Genomic DNA, 19,870 nt, shown 5'->3' on the forward strand with positions numbered 1-19,870 from the left:
TTATCGGCAGTTTCCCGCTATTTATCGGCGATTTCTTAGTTTCCACTCTTTATCAGCAGCGAAAAATTTATTTTACCAGCGTTTCTGCTTCTTCGAACTTTTTACTCCATGCAGCTGGATCTTTACTCCATAAAAGCAGGCTTTCCTGATTTTCCGAACTAACATAGCCCTTCGAGATAGCCACTTCAATTAAGGTAGAAAAATCGGTTAAAGAAAAACTCTTAATATTTACTTCCTCAAATAATTGTTTCCCTTTTTCAAGGCCATATGTAAAGATCGATACGACCCCTAGCACGTCACACCCAGCCTCTTTTAGCGCATTAACCGCTGTGATTACACTGCCGCCGGTAGAGATTAAATCTTCCACTACGACTACTTTTTGGCCTGCTTCAGCTTTGCCTTCAATTTGGTTCCCTTTACCATGTCCCTTTGCTTTCGAGCGTACGTAGCACATCGGGAGGTCCATAAGACCACTGACCCATGCAGCGTGTGGAATCCCAGCCGTTGCGGTTCCAGCAATGACTTCAGTACCTGGAAAATGTTCCTGAATCAACTGCTGCAGTCCTGCCGCAACTGCGTTCCTCACCTCAGGGTAGGAAAGAGTTAGGCGATTATCACAATAGATTGGAGATCGAAGTCCTGACGCCCATGTAAACGGTGCCTCAGGATTTAGGGCAACCGCGTTAATTTCTAGTAATTTTTCAGCAATTATTTTTTTCATTGTTTTACTCCCTTCCATGCTTCCATCCATTGTTGATAACTTGTGAGCGGGTCGTGTGAACGGGTAATGGATCTTCCTACAACAATCGAACTAACCCCCATTGTCCGTGCTGCTTCAGGGGTTGTGACACGTTTTTGGTCTCCAACCTGATCTGACGCCATCCGAATCCCTGGGCATACCGTCAGAAATGATTGACCAGCCCTTTCCTTTATCAAAGGGGCTTCCCATGCAGAACACACAACTCCATCTAGACCAGCTTGTTTTGTAATCGAGGCATAATGAAGCACCGATTCCTTCAAGGAGATCGGAATAAGCTGTTCTTTTTGCATTTGTTCCTCAGACGTACTTGTTAATTGTGTGACTGCGATACAGGCAGGTCGTTTCCGTCCTGCAGGAGTACCTGCTTCAAGACCTTCAAGGGCTGCCTGCATCATATCTATTCCACCGGCTGCATGAACATTTACTAAATCACACTCTAGACGGGCGAGACCCTTCATAGCACTTTGGACTGTATTCGGAATATCATGAAGTTTTAAATCTAGAAAAATACTGTGGCCTTGCTCCTTTAATTGATGAATGATCGAGGGACCTTCCTGGTAAAACAATTCCATCCCTACTTTTACAAAAAGCTCTTCGCCAGCGAACGGCTTCAGAAATTGATTGACTTCGTTCATACCGGGAAAATCAAGCGCGATGATAAGCGAGTTGTCCATGTTCCTTCCAGCTCCTTCCTGTACATTCACTGATGTGGTCAAATCCTAATTCTTCAAGCAATCCTGGTAATTCATCTATGATTGTCGGGCAAACAAACGGATCTACAAAATTGGCCGTACCCACGGCAACCGCACTAGCCCCCGCATAAAAATATTCAACGACATCTTGAGCCGTCTCCACGCCGCCCATACCGATAATTGGAATGTCTACTGCCTGGCTGACTTCGTGAATCATCCGAATCGCCACTGGTTTTATAGCTGGGCCCGACAATCCACCGGTTCGATTGGCAAGAATCGGTTTGCCTGTTTTTAAATCAAGTCTCATTCCAATAAGGGTATTAATCATGGTCAATCCATCCGCACCACCTGCTTCAACAGCCTTTGCCATTTCTACAATGTTTGTTACATTGGGCGACAGCTTCACATATATAGGTACCTCTGATACCTCTTTAACCTTACGGGTTAATTGTTTCGCTGTTTCCGGAATGGTTCCAAACGCAATCCCTCCTGTTTTTACGTTCGGACAGGAGATATTCAGTTCAAGCGCATGTACATTCGGTGCCTTAGAAATTTGACGGGCTACCTCCACGTAGTCTTCTTCAAGCGAGCCGGCAACATTTGCAATAATTGGTACATCATACTGAGATAAAAAAGGCAGCTCTTCTCCCAGAACTTTATCCAGTCCCGGATTTTGCAAGCCAATTGCATTTAACATGCCTGCAGAAGTTTCAGCTACACGTGGTGTTGCGTTTCCGAACCTTGGCTCTACAGTGGTCGCTTTAATCATAATTGCGCCTAGTACACTCAGATCATAGAACTGACTGTATTCTCTGCCGAAGCCGAAGCAGCCGGACGCAGGCATGATTGGGTTTTTTAAGTTTAAGCCTGGTAATGTAATGTTTAATCGACTCATATCAATACCTCCCCGGCTCGAAATACAGGACCATCACTGCAGACCTTTTTATAAGAAACGCCTGTTGGATCATCCTTCTTTTTACATACACAAGCAAAGCAGGCACCGATGCCGCAGCCCATCCGCTCTTCTAGCGATAAGAATACTTTTTTATCTTGATAATCCTGTTCAATTGCTCGCAGCATCGGAGTTGGCCCGCATGTATAGATACAATCAAACTGAAAATCTTTCATGATATCAGTGACAAATCCTTTTCTTCCATATGAACCATCAACAGTCGCTACGTACGTTTCGCCATTTTTCAAAAATTCCTCTTCGTAAAAAACGGCTGATACAGTTTGAAAGCCCAGCACATGGATGACTTTTACACCTTTTTTAACTAATTGATTTGATAATTCATATAGTGGCGGCACGCCAATCCCCCCGCCGACAAGTAAAGCAGTATCCCCTTTACTGACTTCCTCAACAGGAAAACCATTGCCGAGTGGACCAAGGATGTCGACGTGCATCCCAGGATTTAATTCGGCTAGCAAACTGGTTCCTCTTCCCTCTTTACGGTAAATCATGGTTAACGTTTTTTGTTCTTGATCGAAAGAAGAAATACTAATTGGTCTCCGCAACAGTGGATCCAAGCCATTGGATACTTTAATATGGACAAATTGCCCTGGTGACGTGATTTGCGTCACCAGTTCTCCATTGATAGTCAGCTCATAGATATCTGAGGCTATTTCTTTTTGGCTTAGAATTTTGCATAATTCTTTTTGGATCATGCAAATACTGCCTCCTTTTTCATCGCTGCCATCGGCTCTGCTGAGAAGTTCATCGATTCGATTACCTTTAAGATTGCATCAGCTGTATCTAATGATGTTAAGCAAGGTACACCATTTTCAACCGCTTCCCGGCGGATTCTAAATCCATCACGTTCCGGCTGCTTGCCTTTTGTTAATGTATTGATAATGAACTGTGCCTCACCATGATGAATGACATCTAATAACGTTTTTCCTTCTGAACCAATTTTACCGACAATCTTCACTCTTAGGCCTGCTTCTTCTAAAATAGCCGCGGTACCACTTGTTGCCATTAAGCGATAGCCGTTTGCCGAGAATCGTTTTGCCAATTTTAAAGCTTCCTGCTTATCCTTATCGGCGACAGTAAACAATACGGTACCAAACTGCTGAATTTTCATCCCTGAAGCAACTAAACCTTTGTATAGTGCTTTTTCAAGGGTAATATCTTTCCCCATTACCTCACCAGTTGATTTCATTTCAGGTCCAAGCGTAATGTCGACACTCTTCAACTTTGCGAAGGAGAAGACTGGAACTTTGACATATACCCCTTCTTTTTCAGTAACAAGACCTGGAATGTACCCTTGGTCAAGAATCGATACCCCAAGAATCGCTTTAGTCGCAATTTTGGCCATTGGTACATTTGTAATTTTACTTAAGAAAGGAACTGTTCGGCTCGATCTTGGGTTTACCTCTAATACGTAAACTTGATCTCCCGCGAGCACATATTGGATGTTTAGAAGTCCAATAATATTTAGCCCCTTCGCTAATTTTTCGGTGTACTCCACAAGTGTTTGTTTTACTTTTTCACTCAGAGTTTGCGGAGGATAAACGGCAATCGAGTCACCTGAGTGCACTCCAGCTCGTTCGATATGTTCCATGATTCCTGGGATTAAGACATTGGTGCCGTCACAGATGGCATCCACTTCAATTTCTTTTCCTGTTAAATATCGATCAATCAGCACCGGATGCTCTGGATTTACTTTTACAGCGTTTTTCATGTAGTAGAGAAGTTCTTCTTCACGATAAACAATTTCCATTGCTCTTCCACCAAGAACATAGGAAGGGCGGACTAGAACCGGATATCCGATATCCTCGGCAATCACAAGTGCCTGTTCTACTGACATGGCCGTTTTTCCTAGTGGCTGCGGGATGTTTAACTGCTCTAACGCCTGTTCAAATTTATCACGGTTTTCAGCACGATCTAAATCTTCCAAGCTTGTACCGAGAATTTTCACTCCGTTTTCTTCAAGTTTAGCAGCCAAGTTGATTGCGGTTTGTCCGCCAAACTGGACGACCACTCCAATAGGTTTCTCTAAGTCAATAATACTCATTACATCTTCGATTGTTAGCGGTTCGAAGTAGAGCTTGTCGGAAATACTGAAATCCGTAGAGACCGTTTCAGGATTGTTATTGATAATAATTGCTTCATAGCCTGCTTCTTTGATGGCCTTTACAGAGTGTACAGTCGCGTAATCAAATTCAATTCCCTGACCGATTCGAATTGGGCCAGATCCTAGAACAATAACACTATTCTTCGCTGTTACAATCGACTCATTTTCATCTTCATAGGTGCCATAGTAGTATGGTGTAGCCGATTCAAATTCAGCAGCACAAGTATCAACCATTTTATAAACTGGGATAATACTGAGATTTTTTCTTGTATTATAAATTTCTGTTTCGGATGTATTCCAAAGTTGGGCGATTTTTTTATCAGTAAAGCCTTTTTGTTTTGCTTCAATTAAAATTTCCGCATCAAAAGGATTAGCAGCAAGGACTGCTTCGAGTTCAATAATCCCTTCCATCTTCTTTAAGAAAAACAAATCAATTTTACTCCATTCATGGATTGTTTCAATTGTTAACCCACGTTTTAACCCTTCTGCGATGTAAAAGAGTCTTTCGTCTCCCGCTTTACGGATCCGCTTCTCAAGTAATTCATCATCAATCTCAGATGCACCGTTTAGTTCAAAATGATGAACGCCTGCTTCAAGGGACCTGATCGCTTTCAATAACGATTCTTCGAATGTACGGCCAATCGCCATAACCTCACCGGTTGCTTTCATTTGCGTACCAAGTGAACGATTGCCCGATTCGAACTTGTCAAACGGCCATCTTGGGATCTTTGTCACGATATAATCAAGAGCTGGCTCAAAGCTGGCATAGGTTTTTCCTGTTACCGGGTTTAACATTTCATCAAGGGTTAAACCGACTGCAATTTTGGCTGCAAGCTTTGCAATCGGATAACCGGTTGCTTTTGATGCTAGTGCCGAAGAACGGCTAACACGTGGATTTACTTCAATAATATAGTAATTAAAGCTATCTGGATCTAGCGCAAGCTGAACATTACAGCCTCCTTCAATTCCTAAGGCACGAATGATTTTTAACGAAACATTACGAAGCTGCTGGTATTCACGATCACTTAATGTCTGGCTTGGTGCCACTACAATGGAATCTCCGGTGTGTACGCCGACCGGATCGATGTTTTCCATATTACACACTACAATCGCATTGTCATTTTTATCACGCATCACTTCGTATTCAATTTCCTTGAAGCCCGCGATACTTTTTTCCAGCAGACATTGATTCACTGGGCTGTGCTTTAGTCCGCTTGTGACAATTTCCTCAAGCTCTTCGTCGTTATGACAGATTCCGCCGCCAGTTCCTCCTAAAGTAAACGCCGGACGAACAATCACTGGGAAACCAATTTTTTCAACGAATGCTTTTGCTTCAGCTATTTCATGGATAATTTCACTATCTGGAACTGGCTCGTTTAATTCATTCATCAGGCTGCGGAATAGGTCGCGGTCCTCTGCTTGGTTAATTGCTGAAAGTTTCGTACCAAGAATTTCGACCTCGCATTCAGCCAAGACACCGGATTTAGTTAACTCAACAGCCAGGTTAAGACCTGTTTGTCCGCCAAGTGTTGCCAGCAGCGCATCAGGACGTTCTTTGCGAATAATTCTGCTGACAAACTCAACGGTAAGTGGCTCGATATAAACGGCATCTGCCATCTCTGTATCGGTCATGATAGTGGCCGGATTAGAGTTAACCAGGATCACACGATATCCTTCTTCTTTCAGCGCGATACATGCTTGGGCACCCGCATAGTCAAATTCTGCTGCCTGGCCAATGACAATTGGTCCTGAACCGATTACTAAAATGGAATGGATGTCTGTACGTTTAGGCATTTGCTGTAACCTCCTGTTTGTTCTTTTCCATCAAGGCAAGAAATTGGTTGAATAAGCCGTTTGCATCTTCAGGTCCCGGAGACGCTTCTGGATGGTATTGAACCGTAAAAGCTGGATAATCAAGATGTCTTAGCCCTTCGACTGTTCCGTCGTTTACTGCAATATGAGTAATTTCTAATCTAGTATTCTTAATCGATTCTTCTTCGACTGTATAGCCGTGGTTCTGTGAAGTAATCGCAACTTTCCCTGTTGAAAGATCTTTGACCGGATGGTTCGAACCGCGGTGGCCAAACTTCATTTTTTCCGTATTAGCTCCGCACGCTAAGGCAAACAACTGATGCCCTAAGCAAATCCCGAACAATGGCACCCTTCCTAATACTCCTTTTAACATATCAATTGCTTCTGGAACATCTTTTGGATCTCCAGGTCCATTTGATAGCATGATTCCGTCTGGACGTAACTGCAAGATCTCATCTGCTGTTGTATGATAAGGGACAACGACAACATCACAATCCCGCTGGTTTAGTTCCCGTAAGATTCCGTGCTTCATGCCAAAATCAACAAGGACTACCCTCTTGCCACGACCTGGACTTGGATAAGCATTTTTAGTTGAAACTTGTTTTACCTGATTCGTTTGAAGCGGCGCTTTTCGCAGCTGCTCAATAACCTCGTTCGAATCTTTATCAATGCTGCAGATGGCACCTTTCAGCGTTCCGTATTGGCGGATAATCCGCGTCAATTTTCGAGTATCAATCCCTGCTATTCCCGGGATTTTTTTCATGTCAAAATATTCATCTAATGTGTACTCATTTCTCCAATTGGATGGGAAGTCCGCTGCTTCTTTTACAATTAAACCCTTTATTGCTGGATTGATTGATTCGAAATCGTCTCGGTTGATTCCGTAATTACCGATTAATGGATAGGTTAAGGTTACAAGCTGCCCGCAATAAGAAGGATCGGATATGATTTCTTGATAACCGGTCATTCCTGTATTAAAAACAACTTCACCAATTGTTTCCGTATCACTGCCAAAACCTTTTCCGATAAATATGGTTCCATCTTCTAAAATAAGCTGTTTTTTCATACCAACACACGTCCTTTTTCCCAAGCAATTTCTCCTCCGGCGATGGTGATTTCCGGCCATCCTTTACATTTCCAACCGCCAAATGGTGTATTTTTTCCTTTTGATAAGAATTCCTCTGTGTTAATTTTACGTTCTTCTTCTAAGTCTAACAGGACCAAATCTGCGGGTGCGCCTACTTCAATTTTTCCGTATGGCAGCCCAAATGCCTCTGCTGGTTTAACTGTTAAATAGTCTATTAACTGTTCAAGAGTTAGGATGTTCTTCAGAACAAGGTGAGTATATAATAGCGGGAACGCCGTCTCGAGCCCGACAATACCAAATGGTGCTAATGTCATTCCCTCAAGCTTCTCTTCTGCAGTATGCGGTGCATGATCGGTTGCAATAAAATCAATCGTTCCATCTAAAAGTCCTTCTATTAAAGCTGTGCGGTCTTCTGTATCACGAAGCGGCGGATTCATTTTAAAGTTTGCATCAAGGCCAGGAATGTCATCTTGGGATAACAACAGGTGATGCGGTGTTACTTCTGCCGTTACTTTAATTCCTGCTCGTTTCGCATCTCTAACCACTCGGACTGATTCCTTCGTACTGATATGGCAGACATGATAATGGCAGTCAGCTGCTTCTGCTAACAGTACATCTCTAGCAATTTGAACAGATTCACAGATAGATGGAATTCCATTCAAGCCGTGTTTCTGCGCAAATGAGCCATCATGGACAGAGCCTTTATTAATCAATGTGTTTTCTTCACAGTGAGCAACAATCGCCATATCAAGTGCTGCTGCTTTTTTCATTGCTTCAAGCATCATGCTTGCAGACTGAACTCCTACACCATCATCCGTGAAGGCAAACGCTCCGTTAGCTTTTAGCCCTTCAAAATCTGTTAACTCCTGACCTAATTGACGAATCGTTATCGAAGCATAAGGCAGCACCCTAACCTTCGCTGTATCCTGGATCCGCTTTTGCAAGTCCTCCATGTTACTAATGGTGTCAGGCACCGGTCTTGTGTTTGGCATGTTGGCAATAGTGGTAAATCCGCCTCTTGCCGCGGCTTGTGTTCCAGTTTTGATGGTTTCCTTTTTTTCGCCGCCTGGTTCGCGGAGGTGGACATGCAGGTCGATAAATCCTGGAGAAACTAATTTTCCTTGCGCGTTAATTGTGCGATCTGCGACCGCATCAATTCGAGTTTCAATTTTAGTAATAATGCCATCCTCTATTAATAAATCAGCCTGTTTTTTTCCCCCATTAGATGCTATGTAGCACGCGTTTTGAATAAGTAGTTTCATATTGGTTTCCTCCTTCAAGACTTTCGATTGATCTCTTGATTGCTGCCATTCTGACATACACACCGTTTTCCATTTGTTTAAAGATTCTTGATCTCTTGCACTCTACAAGGCTATCAGCTATTTCTACATTTCTATTAACTGGAGCAGGGTGCATAATAATGCTGCCCGGCTTCATCATCTTTTCTCTTTCAAGTGTGAGTCCATATTGTTTGTGATACTCATTCGCCGTGAAGCTGCTTTTTTCTTGATGCCGTTCATGTTGAACTCTTAGCAGCATAACAACATCCACTTCTTGAATTGCTTGATCAATCGGTCTATATTTCGAAATATCGGCGCTGCGGGAATCAAACCATTCTTCAGGGCCAGAAAAAATCACTTCTGCTCCAAGTCTTGTCAATACATCCGCATTAGAACGGGCAACTCGGCTATGACGAATATCTCCAATAATAGCGATTTTCAACCCGGTAAATTGGCCAAACTCCTCATGAATCGTCATTAAATCTAGAAGTGATTGTGTAGGATGATGGCCGACGCCATCACCACCATTGATAATTGGTATATTTACCTTCCCTACTAATTCATCAAAGTAGCGGTCCTGATCATGTCGAATTACAACTGTTTTTACACCAATGGATTCTAATGTTTTCACTGTATCATAAAGTGTTTCACCCTTTTGAACACTAGATGTCAGTACTTCAAAGTGGATTGCATCAAGACCTAACCTTTTTTGCGCTACTTCAAAGCTGCTTTTTGTTCTTGTACTTGGTTCAAAAAATAAGTTGGCAGCGAAAATTTTTCCCTCTGGATGCCACTCCATTCCTTTTTTAAAGTTATGGGCATCGTTTAAGATTTGATAAATCTCATCCACCTTTAATTCATTTGTGGTTAATAAATGTTGTAACATCCAATTTCCGCCTTTCAAAGATAATAAAAACACCCTGACCTTGTGATCAGGGTGTAAACGACCATACCTTCACAAAGATACGAGAATTCTAGCGCCGCCTCTTTGTTCAAGTTTTACACCCTTAGAAGCCTCACTGGACTTCCTTTAAAAGGTTATCTTGTCTTTATGCAGTTTTTTCATTTGCTGCTTCAGCTTCAAACATATTTTCTTCGGCCGCCTGTCTTCCAGGCAGAATTAGATTTAACAATACTCCGATAATGGCCGATAACGCCATCCCTTGGATTTGAATATTATAGGGAAGTTTTACAATCGCTCCGCCAATTCCAAGAACTAAGATGACGGATGAAATGACAAGGTTTCGTTTGTCGCCGAAGTCAATTTTACTATCTACCAACATTCTTAAGCCTGATGATGCGATAATTCCGAAGAGTAAAATGGATACCCCACCCATGACTGGTGTCGGAATTGTTTGGATTAACGCTGTTACCTTTCCGATAAACCCGAAGATAATCGCGAATATTGCTGCACCGGCAATAACGTAAACACTGTATACGCGAGTAATGGCTAAGACCCCAATATTTTCACCATAAGTTGTTTTTGGTGGTCCGCCGATTAAGGCTGATATGATTGTAGCTGTTCCATCTCCTAAAATGGATCGATGTAAGCCAGGATTTTTAATGTAGTCACGTCCTACTACCTTACTAAGAACAAGCTGGTGACCGATGTGTTCCGATAAAGTTACGATCGCAATTGGCACAACCAATGCGACAATGTCCCATGAAAACTTCAGTTTATAAGTGACAAACGGGATTACGAATTCCGGCATTTCAAACCAGTGTGCATGGAGGACTGGAGTGAAATCGACAATCCCGACTATTAACGCATAGAGATAACCGATGATAATTCCCGCTAGGATCGGGATTACACTAAAAATCTTTTTAGCGTAGATTGAGAAAATGATGGTCGCGGCCAAGGTTACAAGGGCAACCGAGAAATGAAGCATACTATATTTTCCTGCCGCGTTGTTCATCGCGTTTCCCACAGCATTTCCGGAAAGAGCAAGACCGATTACCATAATGACAGGGCCTACAACAATTGGAGGCAGTAAATTCATAATCCAGCGGTGACCTGACCTGCTAATCACGATGGCGACAATTCCATAAACGAGACCGGCGATAAAAGTTCCAACCATTGCAGCTCCAGCTCCGCCTGTTTCATAGAGAATCTTAATTGGTGCTATATATGCAAAAGATGAACCCAGGTATGCCGGTACTTTTCCTTTTGTTATTAAGAGAAAGGCTAGCGTTCCTAATCCACTCGAGATTAAGGCAAGTGCCGGACTTAGACCAATAAGATATGGTACAAGTATTGTCGCTCCAAACATGGAGAATAAGTGCTGTAAACTTAAGGTAAACCATTGACCTGGTTTTGGAATATCTTTCACATCTAAAATTGGTTTGTTATTCATTGTTTCTCCCCCATTAACGATGGTTGTTAATCTTTATTGTCTTCTTTTCAGCCATAAAAAAACCCTCTTGTGTACATGAGGGTACAAAGAGGGTGTAGAAATGCCACTAGTTTCATGGCTTTTCCCCTTTGTCAGCCTCACAGGACTGCCTTTTAAAAGGGCGTGCTATTTATTTGTCAAAAATACCTACTTGATCAATCTTATCTACTTCCACTAGTTCAACGACAATTTTTTCATCGCTGGAGGTTGGTACATTTTTACCTACATAATCAGCTCTTACAGGAAGTTCCCGATGCCCTCTGTCTACAAGGACTGCCAGCTGAATCGCTGCCGGCCTGCCAAAATCCATCAGAGCATCAAGACCTGCTCGGACCGTTCTGCCTGTATATAATACATCATCAACCAGAATAACAATCTTATCACTGATATCAACTGGAATATCTGAACCCTTTACAAGCGGCTCTTGATTTTCTGTTTTTTTTGTTAAATCATCCCGATAAAGGGTTATATCAATTTCACCAACTGGGATTGGATTTCCTTCTATTTCCTCAATTCTTGAGGCTAGGCGTTTCGCCAAATAGATTCCCCTTGTACGAATACCTACAAGCACACATTCCTCAATCCCTTTATTTTTCTCAATAATTTGATGAGCAATCCTCGTAAGTGCCCGATTAATGGCTTGTTCATCAAGGACCAGAGCTTTTTGGTTCATTTTACACCTACTTTTTATTATCTTAAAATAAAAAACCTCTCACCGGTTTTGGCGAGAGGTAGATACGTTAATTTTAGTTAAAGGCATAGTACGCCTATAACTTAACCGTCTCCTTCTCAGCCTCACAGGACTGTTTTAAAGGCTTATTAAACTATACTCATAGTACCTCATAATTAGGCTACCGTCAATTATTATTTACGAAGTTGTTCAAGAAGTCGTTCAAAATCCTCTGGCAGGGGCGCTTCGAATTCTAAATATTCTTTTGTTCTTGGATGGGTAAATCCAAGTATACCGGCATGCAAGGCTTGTCCGTTAATATCTAATGTTTTTCTCGGACCATACTTTGGATCACCAGCAAGCGGATAGCCGATATATTTCATATGGACACGGATTTGATGCGTCCTGCCTGTCTCTAATTGACATTCCACAAAAGTAAAATCCTTAAAACGTTCGATTACATGAAAATGAGTAACCGCATGTTTACCGTTATCGACAACCGCCATACTTTGTCTATCTTTTGTATCCCTGGCAAGCGGCGCATCAATGGTACCAAAATCATGAGGAATGACTCCGTGAACAATCGCTTTATACTTACGAGTAACTGTCTTTTCCACCAATTGATTTACAAGGCTCTCATGTGCCATATCATTTTTCGCAACCATTAATAGTCCTGATGTATCTTTATCAATACGATGAACAATCCCGGGACGTAACACTCCATTGATCCCGGATAAATCATTACAGTGTGCCATTAGTCCATTTACAAGTGTTCCAGACATATGCCCAGGGGCCGGATGAACCACCATTCCCCGCGGCTTATTGACCACTAATACATCTTTATCTTCATAATAAAAATCTAAATCCATTTCCTCAGGAATAACATCCAGTTCTTCAGGATCTGGGATATTAATTTCGATTTCATCATTTAAGCTGCATTTATAATTCGTTTTAACGGGTTGTCCATTAACCAGGACATTCCCATTTTTAATCCATTGCTGAACCTGTGTTCTTGACCATTCTTCGTCTAAACCTGAGATGACCTTATCAATTCGGTCTCCTTTTTGATCTTCAAGAATGGTGTGTTCCATTTTCTCCATATGATTTCTCCTTTGATCCCCGCTCATCTAGCAGCATTTGAATCATTAACAAAATGACACCAATTACTAATGCTGAATCAGCAATATTAAAGACTGGAAAATTATAGTTAAAAATATACGTATGGATAAAGTCAACTACTTCTTTTCTCAAGACACGATCGATAAAATTACCAATCGCACCTCCAAGCATTAATGCTAAAGAGACTCCTAATAACATTTTTCCTCGTGCAGCTTTGTGCAGATAAAACATAATGGCTACAATAACCACAATGGTAATAACATAAAAAAGCCACATTTGGCCTTGGAGAATCCCCCATGCAGCTCCACGATTGCGATGAGAGGTGATATACAAAACATTGTTAATGATTGTAATACTCTCCCCTAAAAACATGTTGTTTACGATTAACCATTTTGTAAATTGGTCTAATAAAATTACAAAAATTGCGATTAAGTAATAAAACACTTAAAAATACCTCCACATTAAGCTGACTAGAGTCAGCAATACGCTTTTCTAATCTCCTTTGCATTTTAGCATACTTAATCGCATAACGACAATGTAACATTATAAAAAAGCAGTTGAAAGGGGCTTTTTGTAATAGTGCTCTAAATCCTCTGTGTCTTTAACCGACCTAATGGTGGGAATCATTTTAAGTAAATCATCAGGGATAAATTCACCAGAAATTTCACACTGGCCAAATTTCCCCTCCTCAACCTTTTGAATAGCGGTATTAATGTCTTTAAGCTCTGCCTTCAAAATAGAGGTTAGCCACTGTTTCTTTTGCTTCTTAAGAGAGTTCTCAATTTCTTCCTTCGTTTGACGGAGTTCTAAAAACAGCTTTTCCTGCATGGCATTCATAGTTGTTACCTCCGTTATTTGTCATTTGTAATATTATCTCCGCAGATTCATTCCTGACACGGTAAAACAATTGACAACCACTACAACTATTAGTGAAAAAGGTAAATTTTAAAAGGTCGAATAGGGTATAACAATATAGAAAAAGCCCCTTGCCAGTTGTTGGCAAGGGGCTAAACATTATGCTAGATGTGAGTAATTTTCTTTAACCACATTGGCACAACGCGGACAAAGGGTACTATGCTCTGGATCTTGACCCACCTCTGGGGTGACAGTCCAGCAGCGTTCACATGTTTCACCTTCCGCTTTTGTCACAACAATTGCGGCTGTTTCTAATTTCACAGCATCTTCAGGTGCCTGATCATACGATCCAGCCACTTCAAAGCCGGAGACAATAAACAACTGCTTTAAATCCTCACTGATGGAATTCAACAGCGCTTTTGATTTTTCATTTACATATAAAGTTACCTTAGCCGTTAAAGACTTACCAATTACTTTCTGATTACGGGCTTCTTCAAGGGCTTTTAACACGTCGTCCCGGAGAGTCATAAAAGCGGACCATTTTTCCTCGAGAGCTTCTGCCCCTGCTAACTCTTTATACTCCGGCAGGTCTGTTAATTGGACACTTTCCTCTTTAACAGCCGGAATAAACTGCCATACTTCGTCAGCAGTATGCGAAAGAATTGGAGAAACCAATTTAGTTAACGCAAGCAGTGATTCATATAACACCGTTTGGATTGCACGGCGCTCGTGATTATCGGCTGCCTCAATATAAAGAACATCCTTAGCAAAATCAAGATAGAATGCACTTAAATCTAACGTACAGAAATTATTGACAGCATGATAAATGCCCGCAAACTCGTAGTTCTCATAAGCATTTCGTACATAACTGATTAATTTATTCAGTTTTACAAGCATAAATTGATCCACTTCACGTAAATCTGCATATTCAACTTTGTTGACAGACGGATCAAAATCAGCTAAGTTTCCTAACAAGAAACGGAAAGTGTTACGGATTTTACGGTAAACCTCTGCCACTTGTTTTAGAATGGCATCTGAAACACGAACATCTGACTGGTAGTCAACCGATGCAACCCAAAGACGTAAAATATCGGCACCTAATTGATTCATAACCTTTGCTGGAACGACCACATTTCCAATTGATTTACTCATCTTTCTGCCTTCTCCATCAAGCGCAAAGCCGTGGCTTAGTACACCTTTGTATGGAGCCTTGCCCGTTACAGCAACAGCCGTTGATAACGATGAGTTAAACCAGCCGCGATATTGGTCCGAACCTTCAAGATAAAGGTCTGCTGGTCTTACTAAATCTTCTCGTTCAAGCAATACCGCCTGATGGGAAGATCCAGAGTCAAACCAAACATCCATGATATCTGTTTCTTTAGTGAATGTTCCATTCGGACTTCCTGGATGTGTAAATCCCTCAGGAAGTAAATCTTTTGCTTCCCGTTCGAACCAAACATTGGAACCATTCTCACGGAATAGGTTAGAAATATGTTCAATTGTTTCATCCGTAATAATTTCCTCGCCACTCTCGGCATAGAATACGGGAATAGGAACACCCCAGACACGCTGACGAGAGATACACCAATCACCGCGGTCACGAACCATATTAAATAATCTTGTTTCTCCCCAGGCAGGAACCCATTTGGTTTCTTTTACCGCCTCCAATAGTTCTTCCCGGAAATCTTTAATTGACGCGAACCATTGAGCTGTCGCACGGAAAATAACCGGCTTCTTGGTTCTCCAGTCATGCGGATATGAGTGCGTGATAAATGATAGCTTTAATAATGCTCCTGCCTCTTCTAAGGCTTGGGCAATTGGTTTATTAGCTGTATCGTAAAATAAACCTTCAAACCCTTCGGCCTCACTTGTCATCACACCTTTATCATCTACAGGACATAACACGTCTAGGCCATATTTCTGTCCAACATAGAAGTCATCCTCCCCATGACCTGGAGCCGTATGAACGCATCCAGTACCAGCATCCGTAGTAACGTGTTCCCCTAACATCACTAGAGAATCACGACCGTATAATGGATGAGCAGCAATGATATATTCCAGCTCTGAGCCTTTGACCTTTTGAACGACTTCTGTTTCTTCCCAGCCTACCTCTTTTGTAACTGCCTCTAATAATGCCTCTGCGACGAGGTATTTCCCACCGTTTACGGCAACCACCACATAAGTTAAATCAGGATGTACAGAAATACCAAGGTTAGCCGGAATCGTCCAAGGAGTGGTCGTCCAGATTACAATACTTGTATCTGTATCTAGGACACCCTTACCGTCTTTAACTTTAAAGCTGACGTAGATAGACGCAGATTTTTTATCTTGGTATTCAATTTCAGCTTCAGCCAAAGCTGATTCACTTGACGGAGACCAATAAACAGGCTTTTTGCCTTTATAAATGTAGCCTTTTTTCGCCATCTCACCAAATACTTTAATTTGTTGTGCTTCATATTCAGGTTTAAGGGTGATGTATGGATTTTCCCAGTCTCCCCTTACACCCAGACGTTTAAATTGAGTGCGTTGGTTATCAATTTGTTCAAGGGCATACTTTGTACAAAGCTCACGGAATTCTGCCACAGTCATTTCCTTCCGTTTAACACCTTTATTGGTTAGAGCCTGTTCAATCGGTAAACCATGTGTATCCCAGCCAGGTACATACGGAGCATGAAACCCGCTCATTGATTTGTAACGGACAATCATGTCTTTTAAGATCTTATTTAGAGCATGCCCCATATGGATATCTCCATTAGCGTATGGAGGTCCATCATGAAGGACAAACATTGGACGTTCCTTTGTCCGCTCTTGTACTTTTTGATAAATGTTCATTTCTTCCCACTTAGCCTGTAGGTCAGGTTCTCTTTGGGGAAGGTTGCCACGCATCGGAAATTCCGTTTTTGGCATTAAAAGTGTGTCTTTATATTCCATTTTCCTTTTCCTCCTAAAATCCTTGTTCATAATCAGAATCGGGAATAGATAAATAAAAAAACCTTCTCATCCCAAATAGGGACGAGAAGGTTTTTTCCCGCGGTACCACCCTGATAGATAATACCTATTCGTACTATCCTCTTTACCATTCGTAACGTGAATAACACGCCTAAGCTTACTATCCCGATTGGGGTTTCAACCTGGAACTCGAGGGTGATCTTCCAATTTTTCAACTTTATCGGGCTTTCACCACCCCCGACTCGCTAGAAAAGTATAAAGAAAAATTGTACTGTCCCTTTCATCGTCAATTTCCATTCTATTTACTATGTCTAAAAATTATATGCTAATAAAATGCATTTCGTCAAGCTAATGAATCTTCTTCTTCATGAATCTTTAATTCTGTAGCATCGACTTCATACTCTAATAAATGATCCCAATCATCAGTATTCAGCATATCGAGCTGTGCTTCAATCAACATTTTAAAACGAGTCCGGAATACTTTTGATTGTTTCTTTAAATCTTCAATTTCCAGAGCAATTTTTCTTGCTTTAGAAAGAGATTCATTCACAATCCGGTCGGCATTTTTCTCGGCTTCTTTGATGATCAGTTTCGCTTCCTTTTGCGCATTACGTTTTACTTCTTCCCCGGCCTCTTGGGCAATAATGATTGATTTATTGAGTGTTTCTTCAATATTCACAAAATGGCCTAGACGCTCATTCATCTCATTGAGGCGTTCTTCCATTTCTCTTTTTTCTCTAAGTACAAGTTCATAGTCCTTGATAACCTGGTCAAGAAATTCATTTACTTCATCTTCATCATACCCGCGAAATCCTTTATTAAATTCCTTATTATGAATATCTAACGGCGTTAACGGCATTAAAGCCACCTCCATGCATTCTGTACTTCGATATGTATAAGCAAATATTCGACAAGTTTTTCGAAAATCCTGCTACATTTACAATTATTTTTGTTTCCCTACAATAACTCGCCATTTTTCTTTTTTTGTTTTGCCATCTAATCCAATAATTTTGGCTCGTCCATGTCCTCTGACCGAGAGCATATCACCTGCTTCACATGGAAAGGAAGGATTCTCGATAGAAGTCCAGTTCACTTTGACTAAACCATGCTGAATTAAGGCAAGAGACTTTTGCCTGGATAGATGATAAATCCCCGATATAACCGTATCAAGTCGTAAGGATGATAATGTTAACTCATTCTCATCCCAAACTGCAGCAGCAGCAACAGCATTTTCGATACCTGTTTCAACTAATTTAACGCCTGCCCTGCCGATTGATTCGACATTGTTCTTTATATATTGACTTATCTCTTTAGCAGCAAAAAATTGAACCCGTCCCTCACTTATCAGAATGTCACCAAATTTTCCGCGTTTGAGACCTACAGACATGAGTGTCCCTAAAACCTGCCGGTGTTCAATCGTGACAAACTTTCGTGGATATTGAATTTCAAATAAACTGATTTGAAAATCATCTTCACTCGGAATTAGATAATCCGGATAAATGAGGGCCCTGTTTCTTTCTAAACCAGAAATCCCGCCAAAGAACTGGTATTTTACCTCGCCATGCTCACCGAGCAGCATTTTGAGAATATGCTGCTCTCTAGGATCGAGGAAATCAGTTAACTTAGGAGCGTATTGCTGCTCTACATTGCTTTTCCATTGTAAGACCTGATCTATAAATTCCCGTTCCTCTGGACGGAAATGCTGATATATATTCATCCCTTTTAACACAACCTATTTTCATTCTTATACAAGCCACCTGTAGAGACTGCCTAAACCGCTAGTGGCAAAATTCAAAACAAGGAATGCCACAATCGGAGAAATATCCATCATTCCAATTGGCGGAATGATTTTTCTAAATGGCTCTAAATAAGGTTCACAAATTCTTGCCAAAAATTGTCCAATCCAAGATGCTCTTGCATTTGGAAACCAAGACATCAATATATAGATAATTAACGCCCATGAATAAAGATTGATTAATTTTATTAATAAGGTAAAGATAAAAGCCATTCACATTACCACCTTGTATTAGGGTTATGGTGTTCAGGTAGGAAATCTGTAATATTCCCAGTGACTTCTACATTATCAGGAGTACATAAAAAAATACTTGAGCCGATTTTTTGAATGTCTCCCCCTATCGCGTAGACGACCCCACTTAAGAAATCTACGATCTGACGGCCTTCGGTCTGGTCAATACTTTGCAGGTTAACGACCACAGCGCGACGATTTTTCAAATGATCGGCAATCTCTGTTGATTCTGAATATGTTATTGGCTCCAGTATGATTACCTTTGAGGATTTTGTGGTATTTGTTGCATTATTCGAACCGGCAGGCTTTGGGATACTTTGAAAACTAACAACGTTTTGACTTTTAACAGGCTGTTGTTTTTGTTTAACTGGAACGGTCTTCTCTACAAATTCTTCATCGTTATTATCATATTCATCATCTAAAAAGAAAAATGTTTTTAATTTTGATTTAATCGTCATTTTCTTCTCTCCTTAACCGTCTTCACCGACAAGTGCCGTACCAATTCTAATCATGGTCGCCCCTTCTTCAATAGCGATGGCAAAATCATTGGACATTCCCATTGAAAGATTTTCACATGGTGCAAAATTTAACTGCAGGCTCTGAACTTGATCGCGAAGCTCTCTTAATTTCCGAAAACAATCCCGAAGAATTTTCTCATCATCAGTTAATGGAGCCATTGTCATAAGTCCATCCACCACAATGTGTTCGTAACCAGAAAGTGCTTTGATAAAAGGAATAGCTTCAACTAAAGAAAGGCCGTGTTTCGATGCTTCACCAGAAACATTGACTTGAACAAGACATCTCACTTGATGGTTTGCACGCTTATTTATTTCTTCTGCAAGTGATAAGCGGTCCAAAGAATGAATATAGTCAACTTTATCAATAATATTTTTAACTTTTCGTGTTTGCAATGATCCAATATAATGCCATGTAGGCTTGTCCTGTAATACTTCCCACTTTTCTAAAAGACTGTCATCACGGTTTTCACCAAGATGACGAATACCTGCCCCCAGTGCTTCTTCGGCACGTTCAATGCTGACGTATTTTGTCACCGCAATCAACGTTACCTCTTCACTGCTTCGATTCACTTTATGGCAAGCCTCATTTATTTGCAGGTTAATGCGCTTTAGGTTTTCAGCTACTTTCATTGTGA

At 41.1% G+C, this 19,870-nt stretch carries 19 protein-coding genes and 1 other annotated feature; all 19 genes read right to left on the reverse strand.

The genetic code is table 11. From position 1 onward, the window contains the following. Window positions 1-67: 67 nt before the first annotated feature. Window positions 68-721: an orotate phosphoribosyltransferase gene (gene pyrE, locus V7077_RS00005; RefSeq protein WP_335497720.1), complete on the reverse strand. Its 654-nt coding sequence runs from the start codon at window positions 719-721 to the stop codon at window positions 68-70. Then, window positions 718-1,434, reverse strand: a complete 717-nt coding sequence (gene pyrF, locus V7077_RS00010) for an orotidine-5'-phosphate decarboxylase (protein ID WP_335497722.1) — start codon at window positions 1,432-1,434, stop codon at window positions 718-720. Before pyrF ends, pyrE begins: the two co-directional genes overlap by 4 nt. Then, window positions 1,406-2,347 carry a dihydroorotate dehydrogenase gene (locus V7077_RS00015; protein WP_335497724.1) on the reverse strand — a complete coding sequence of 314 codons (942 nt, stop codon included), beginning with the start codon at window positions 2,345-2,347 and terminating at the stop codon, window positions 1,406-1,408. Before V7077_RS00015 ends, pyrF begins: the two co-directional genes overlap by 29 nt. Further along, window positions 2,344-3,117: a dihydroorotate dehydrogenase electron transfer subunit gene (locus tag V7077_RS00020; RefSeq protein WP_335497726.1), complete on the reverse strand. Its 774-nt coding sequence runs from the start codon at window positions 3,115-3,117 to the stop codon at window positions 2,344-2,346. The genes V7077_RS00015 and V7077_RS00020 overlap by 4 nt, the downstream gene beginning before the upstream one ends. Beyond that, window positions 3,114-6,320, reverse strand: coding sequence for a carbamoyl-phosphate synthase large subunit (gene carB, locus V7077_RS00025; RefSeq protein ID WP_335497728.1), 3,207 nt, complete (start codon window positions 6,318-6,320; stop codon window positions 3,114-3,116). Before carB ends, V7077_RS00020 begins: the two co-directional genes overlap by 4 nt. Continuing rightward, window positions 6,313-7,404, reverse strand: coding sequence for a carbamoyl phosphate synthase small subunit (locus V7077_RS00030; protein ID WP_335497730.1), 1,092 nt, complete (start codon window positions 7,402-7,404; stop codon window positions 6,313-6,315). The genes carB and V7077_RS00030 overlap by 8 nt, the downstream gene beginning before the upstream one ends. Continuing rightward, the gene (locus V7077_RS00035) at window positions 7,401-8,687 is read right to left on the reverse strand and encodes a dihydroorotase (protein WP_335497731.1); all 1,287 of its coding nucleotides are present in this window, start codon (window positions 8,685-8,687) and stop codon (window positions 7,401-7,403) included. The genes V7077_RS00030 and V7077_RS00035 overlap by 4 nt, the downstream gene beginning before the upstream one ends. Then, complete coding sequence (locus V7077_RS00040; RefSeq protein ID WP_335497733.1) at window positions 8,647-9,591, reverse strand: aspartate carbamoyltransferase catalytic subunit; 945 nt, start codon at window positions 9,589-9,591, stop codon at window positions 8,647-8,649. The genes V7077_RS00035 and V7077_RS00040 overlap by 41 nt, the downstream gene beginning before the upstream one ends. A 163-nt stretch (window positions 9,592-9,754) precedes the next feature. Next, window positions 9,755-11,059 (reverse strand): uracil-xanthine permease family protein, encoded by a 1,305-nt coding sequence (locus V7077_RS00045; RefSeq protein WP_335497735.1) that lies wholly within the window; start codon window positions 11,057-11,059, stop codon window positions 9,755-9,757. 169 nt (window positions 11,060-11,228) lie between these two features. Then, window positions 11,229-11,771, reverse strand: coding sequence for a bifunctional pyr operon transcriptional regulator/uracil phosphoribosyltransferase PyrR (gene pyrR, locus V7077_RS00050; protein WP_335497736.1), 543 nt, complete (start codon window positions 11,769-11,771; stop codon window positions 11,229-11,231). 191 nt (window positions 11,772-11,962) lie between these two features. Then, window positions 11,963-12,868, reverse strand: coding sequence for an RluA family pseudouridine synthase (locus tag V7077_RS00055; protein WP_335497738.1), 906 nt, complete (start codon window positions 12,866-12,868; stop codon window positions 11,963-11,965). Continuing rightward, window positions 12,840-13,331: a signal peptidase II gene (gene lspA, locus V7077_RS00060; protein WP_335497740.1), complete on the reverse strand. Its 492-nt coding sequence runs from the start codon at window positions 13,329-13,331 to the stop codon at window positions 12,840-12,842. The genes V7077_RS00055 and lspA overlap by 29 nt, the downstream gene beginning before the upstream one ends. A 99-nt stretch (window positions 13,332-13,430) precedes the next feature. After that, window positions 13,431-13,724, reverse strand: coding sequence for a hypothetical protein (locus V7077_RS00065; protein WP_335497741.1), 294 nt, complete (start codon window positions 13,722-13,724; stop codon window positions 13,431-13,433). Between the two features lie 177 nt (window positions 13,725-13,901). Then, complete coding sequence (gene ileS / locus V7077_RS00070) at window positions 13,902-16,673, reverse strand: isoleucine--tRNA ligase (protein ID WP_335497742.1); 2,772 nt, start codon at window positions 16,671-16,673, stop codon at window positions 13,902-13,904. A gap of 74 nt (window positions 16,674-16,747) precedes the next feature. Beyond that, window positions 16,748-16,984, reverse strand: a binding site (T-box leader). 50 nt (window positions 16,985-17,034) lie between these two features. After that, on the reverse strand, window positions 17,035-17,550 hold the full coding sequence (locus V7077_RS00075; RefSeq protein ID WP_335497743.1) for a DivIVA domain-containing protein: 516 nt from the start codon (window positions 17,548-17,550) through the stop codon (window positions 17,035-17,037). An 84-nt stretch (window positions 17,551-17,634) separates the two neighbouring features. Next, a complete protein-coding gene (locus V7077_RS00080; protein ID WP_335497745.1) occupies window positions 17,635-18,408 on the reverse strand; it encodes an RNA-binding protein in 774 nt (257 codons plus the stop codon). A gap of 27 nt (window positions 18,409-18,435) precedes the next feature. Further along, complete coding sequence (locus V7077_RS00085; protein ID WP_335497747.1) at window positions 18,436-18,699, reverse strand: YggT family protein; 264 nt, start codon at window positions 18,697-18,699, stop codon at window positions 18,436-18,438. 5 nt (window positions 18,700-18,704) lie between these two features. Continuing rightward, on the reverse strand, window positions 18,705-19,175 hold the full coding sequence (locus V7077_RS00090) for a cell division protein SepF (protein ID WP_335497750.1): 471 nt from the start codon (window positions 19,173-19,175) through the stop codon (window positions 18,705-18,707). Between the two features lie 12 nt (window positions 19,176-19,187). After that, the gene (locus V7077_RS00095; RefSeq protein WP_335497751.1) at window positions 19,188-19,865 is read right to left on the reverse strand and encodes a YggS family pyridoxal phosphate-dependent enzyme; all 678 of its coding nucleotides are present in this window, start codon (window positions 19,863-19,865) and stop codon (window positions 19,188-19,190) included. Between the last annotated feature and the right edge of the window lie 5 nt (window positions 19,866-19,870).

The organism is Neobacillus vireti (assembly GCF_036962465.1).
GTDB classification, from domain to species: Bacteria; Bacillota; Bacilli; order Bacillales; family Cytobacillaceae; genus Neobacillus; species Neobacillus vireti_B.

What these genes read in the sequence shown, in the direction of transcription:
- V7077_RS00090 (WP_335497750.1), bottom strand. Translation starts at nt 19,175, where the DNA reads ATGACGATTAAATCAAAATTAAAAACATTTTTCTTTTTAGATGATGAA.
- V7077_RS00015 (WP_335497724.1), bottom strand. Translation starts at nt 2,347, where the DNA reads ATGAGTCGATTAAACATTACATTACCAGGCTTAAACTTAAAAAACCCA.
- V7077_RS00030 (WP_335497730.1), bottom strand. Translation starts at nt 7,404, where the DNA reads ATGAAAAAACAGCTTATTTTAGAAGATGGAACCATATTTATCGGAAAA.
- V7077_RS00085 (WP_335497747.1), bottom strand. Translation starts at nt 18,699, where the DNA reads ATGGCTTTTATCTTTACCTTATTAATAAAATTAATCAATCTTTATTCA.
- pyrE (WP_335497720.1), bottom strand. Translation starts at nt 721, where the DNA reads ATGAAAAAAATAATTGCTGAAAAATTACTAGAAATTAACGCGGTTGCC.
- pyrF (WP_335497722.1), bottom strand. Translation starts at nt 1,434, where the DNA reads ATGGACAACTCGCTTATCATCGCGCTTGATTTTCCCGGTATGAACGAA.
- V7077_RS00095 (WP_335497751.1), bottom strand. Translation starts at nt 19,865, where the DNA reads ATGAAAGTAGCTGAAAACCTAAAGCGCATTAACCTGCAAATAAATGAG.
- V7077_RS00080 (WP_335497745.1), bottom strand. Translation starts at nt 18,408, where the DNA reads ATGAATATATATCAGCATTTCCGTCCAGAGGAACGGGAATTTATAGAT.
- V7077_RS00055 (WP_335497738.1), bottom strand. Translation starts at nt 12,868, where the DNA reads ATGGAGAAAATGGAACACACCATTCTTGAAGATCAAAAAGGAGACCGA.
- V7077_RS00040 (WP_335497733.1), bottom strand. Translation starts at nt 9,591, where the DNA reads ATGTTACAACATTTATTAACCACAAATGAATTAAAGGTGGATGAGATT.
- pyrR (WP_335497736.1), bottom strand. Translation starts at nt 11,771, where the DNA reads ATGAACCAAAAAGCTCTGGTCCTTGATGAACAAGCCATTAATCGGGCA.
- ileS (WP_335497742.1), bottom strand. Translation starts at nt 16,673, where the DNA reads ATGGAATATAAAGACACACTTTTAATGCCAAAAACGGAATTTCCGATG.
- V7077_RS00075 (WP_335497743.1), bottom strand. Translation starts at nt 17,550, where the DNA reads ATGCCGTTAACGCCGTTAGATATTCATAATAAGGAATTTAATAAAGGA.
- V7077_RS00035 (WP_335497731.1), bottom strand. Translation starts at nt 8,687, where the DNA reads ATGAAACTACTTATTCAAAACGCGTGCTACATAGCATCTAATGGGGGA.
- V7077_RS00065 (WP_335497741.1), bottom strand. Translation starts at nt 13,724, where the DNA reads ATGAATGCCATGCAGGAAAAGCTGTTTTTAGAACTCCGTCAAACGAAG.
- carB (WP_335497728.1), bottom strand. Translation starts at nt 6,320, where the DNA reads ATGCCTAAACGTACAGACATCCATTCCATTTTAGTAATCGGTTCAGGA.
- V7077_RS00020 (WP_335497726.1), bottom strand. Translation starts at nt 3,117, where the DNA reads ATGATCCAAAAAGAATTATGCAAAATTCTAAGCCAAAAAGAAATAGCC.
- V7077_RS00045 (WP_335497735.1), bottom strand. Translation starts at nt 11,059, where the DNA reads ATGAATAACAAACCAATTTTAGATGTGAAAGATATTCCAAAACCAGGT.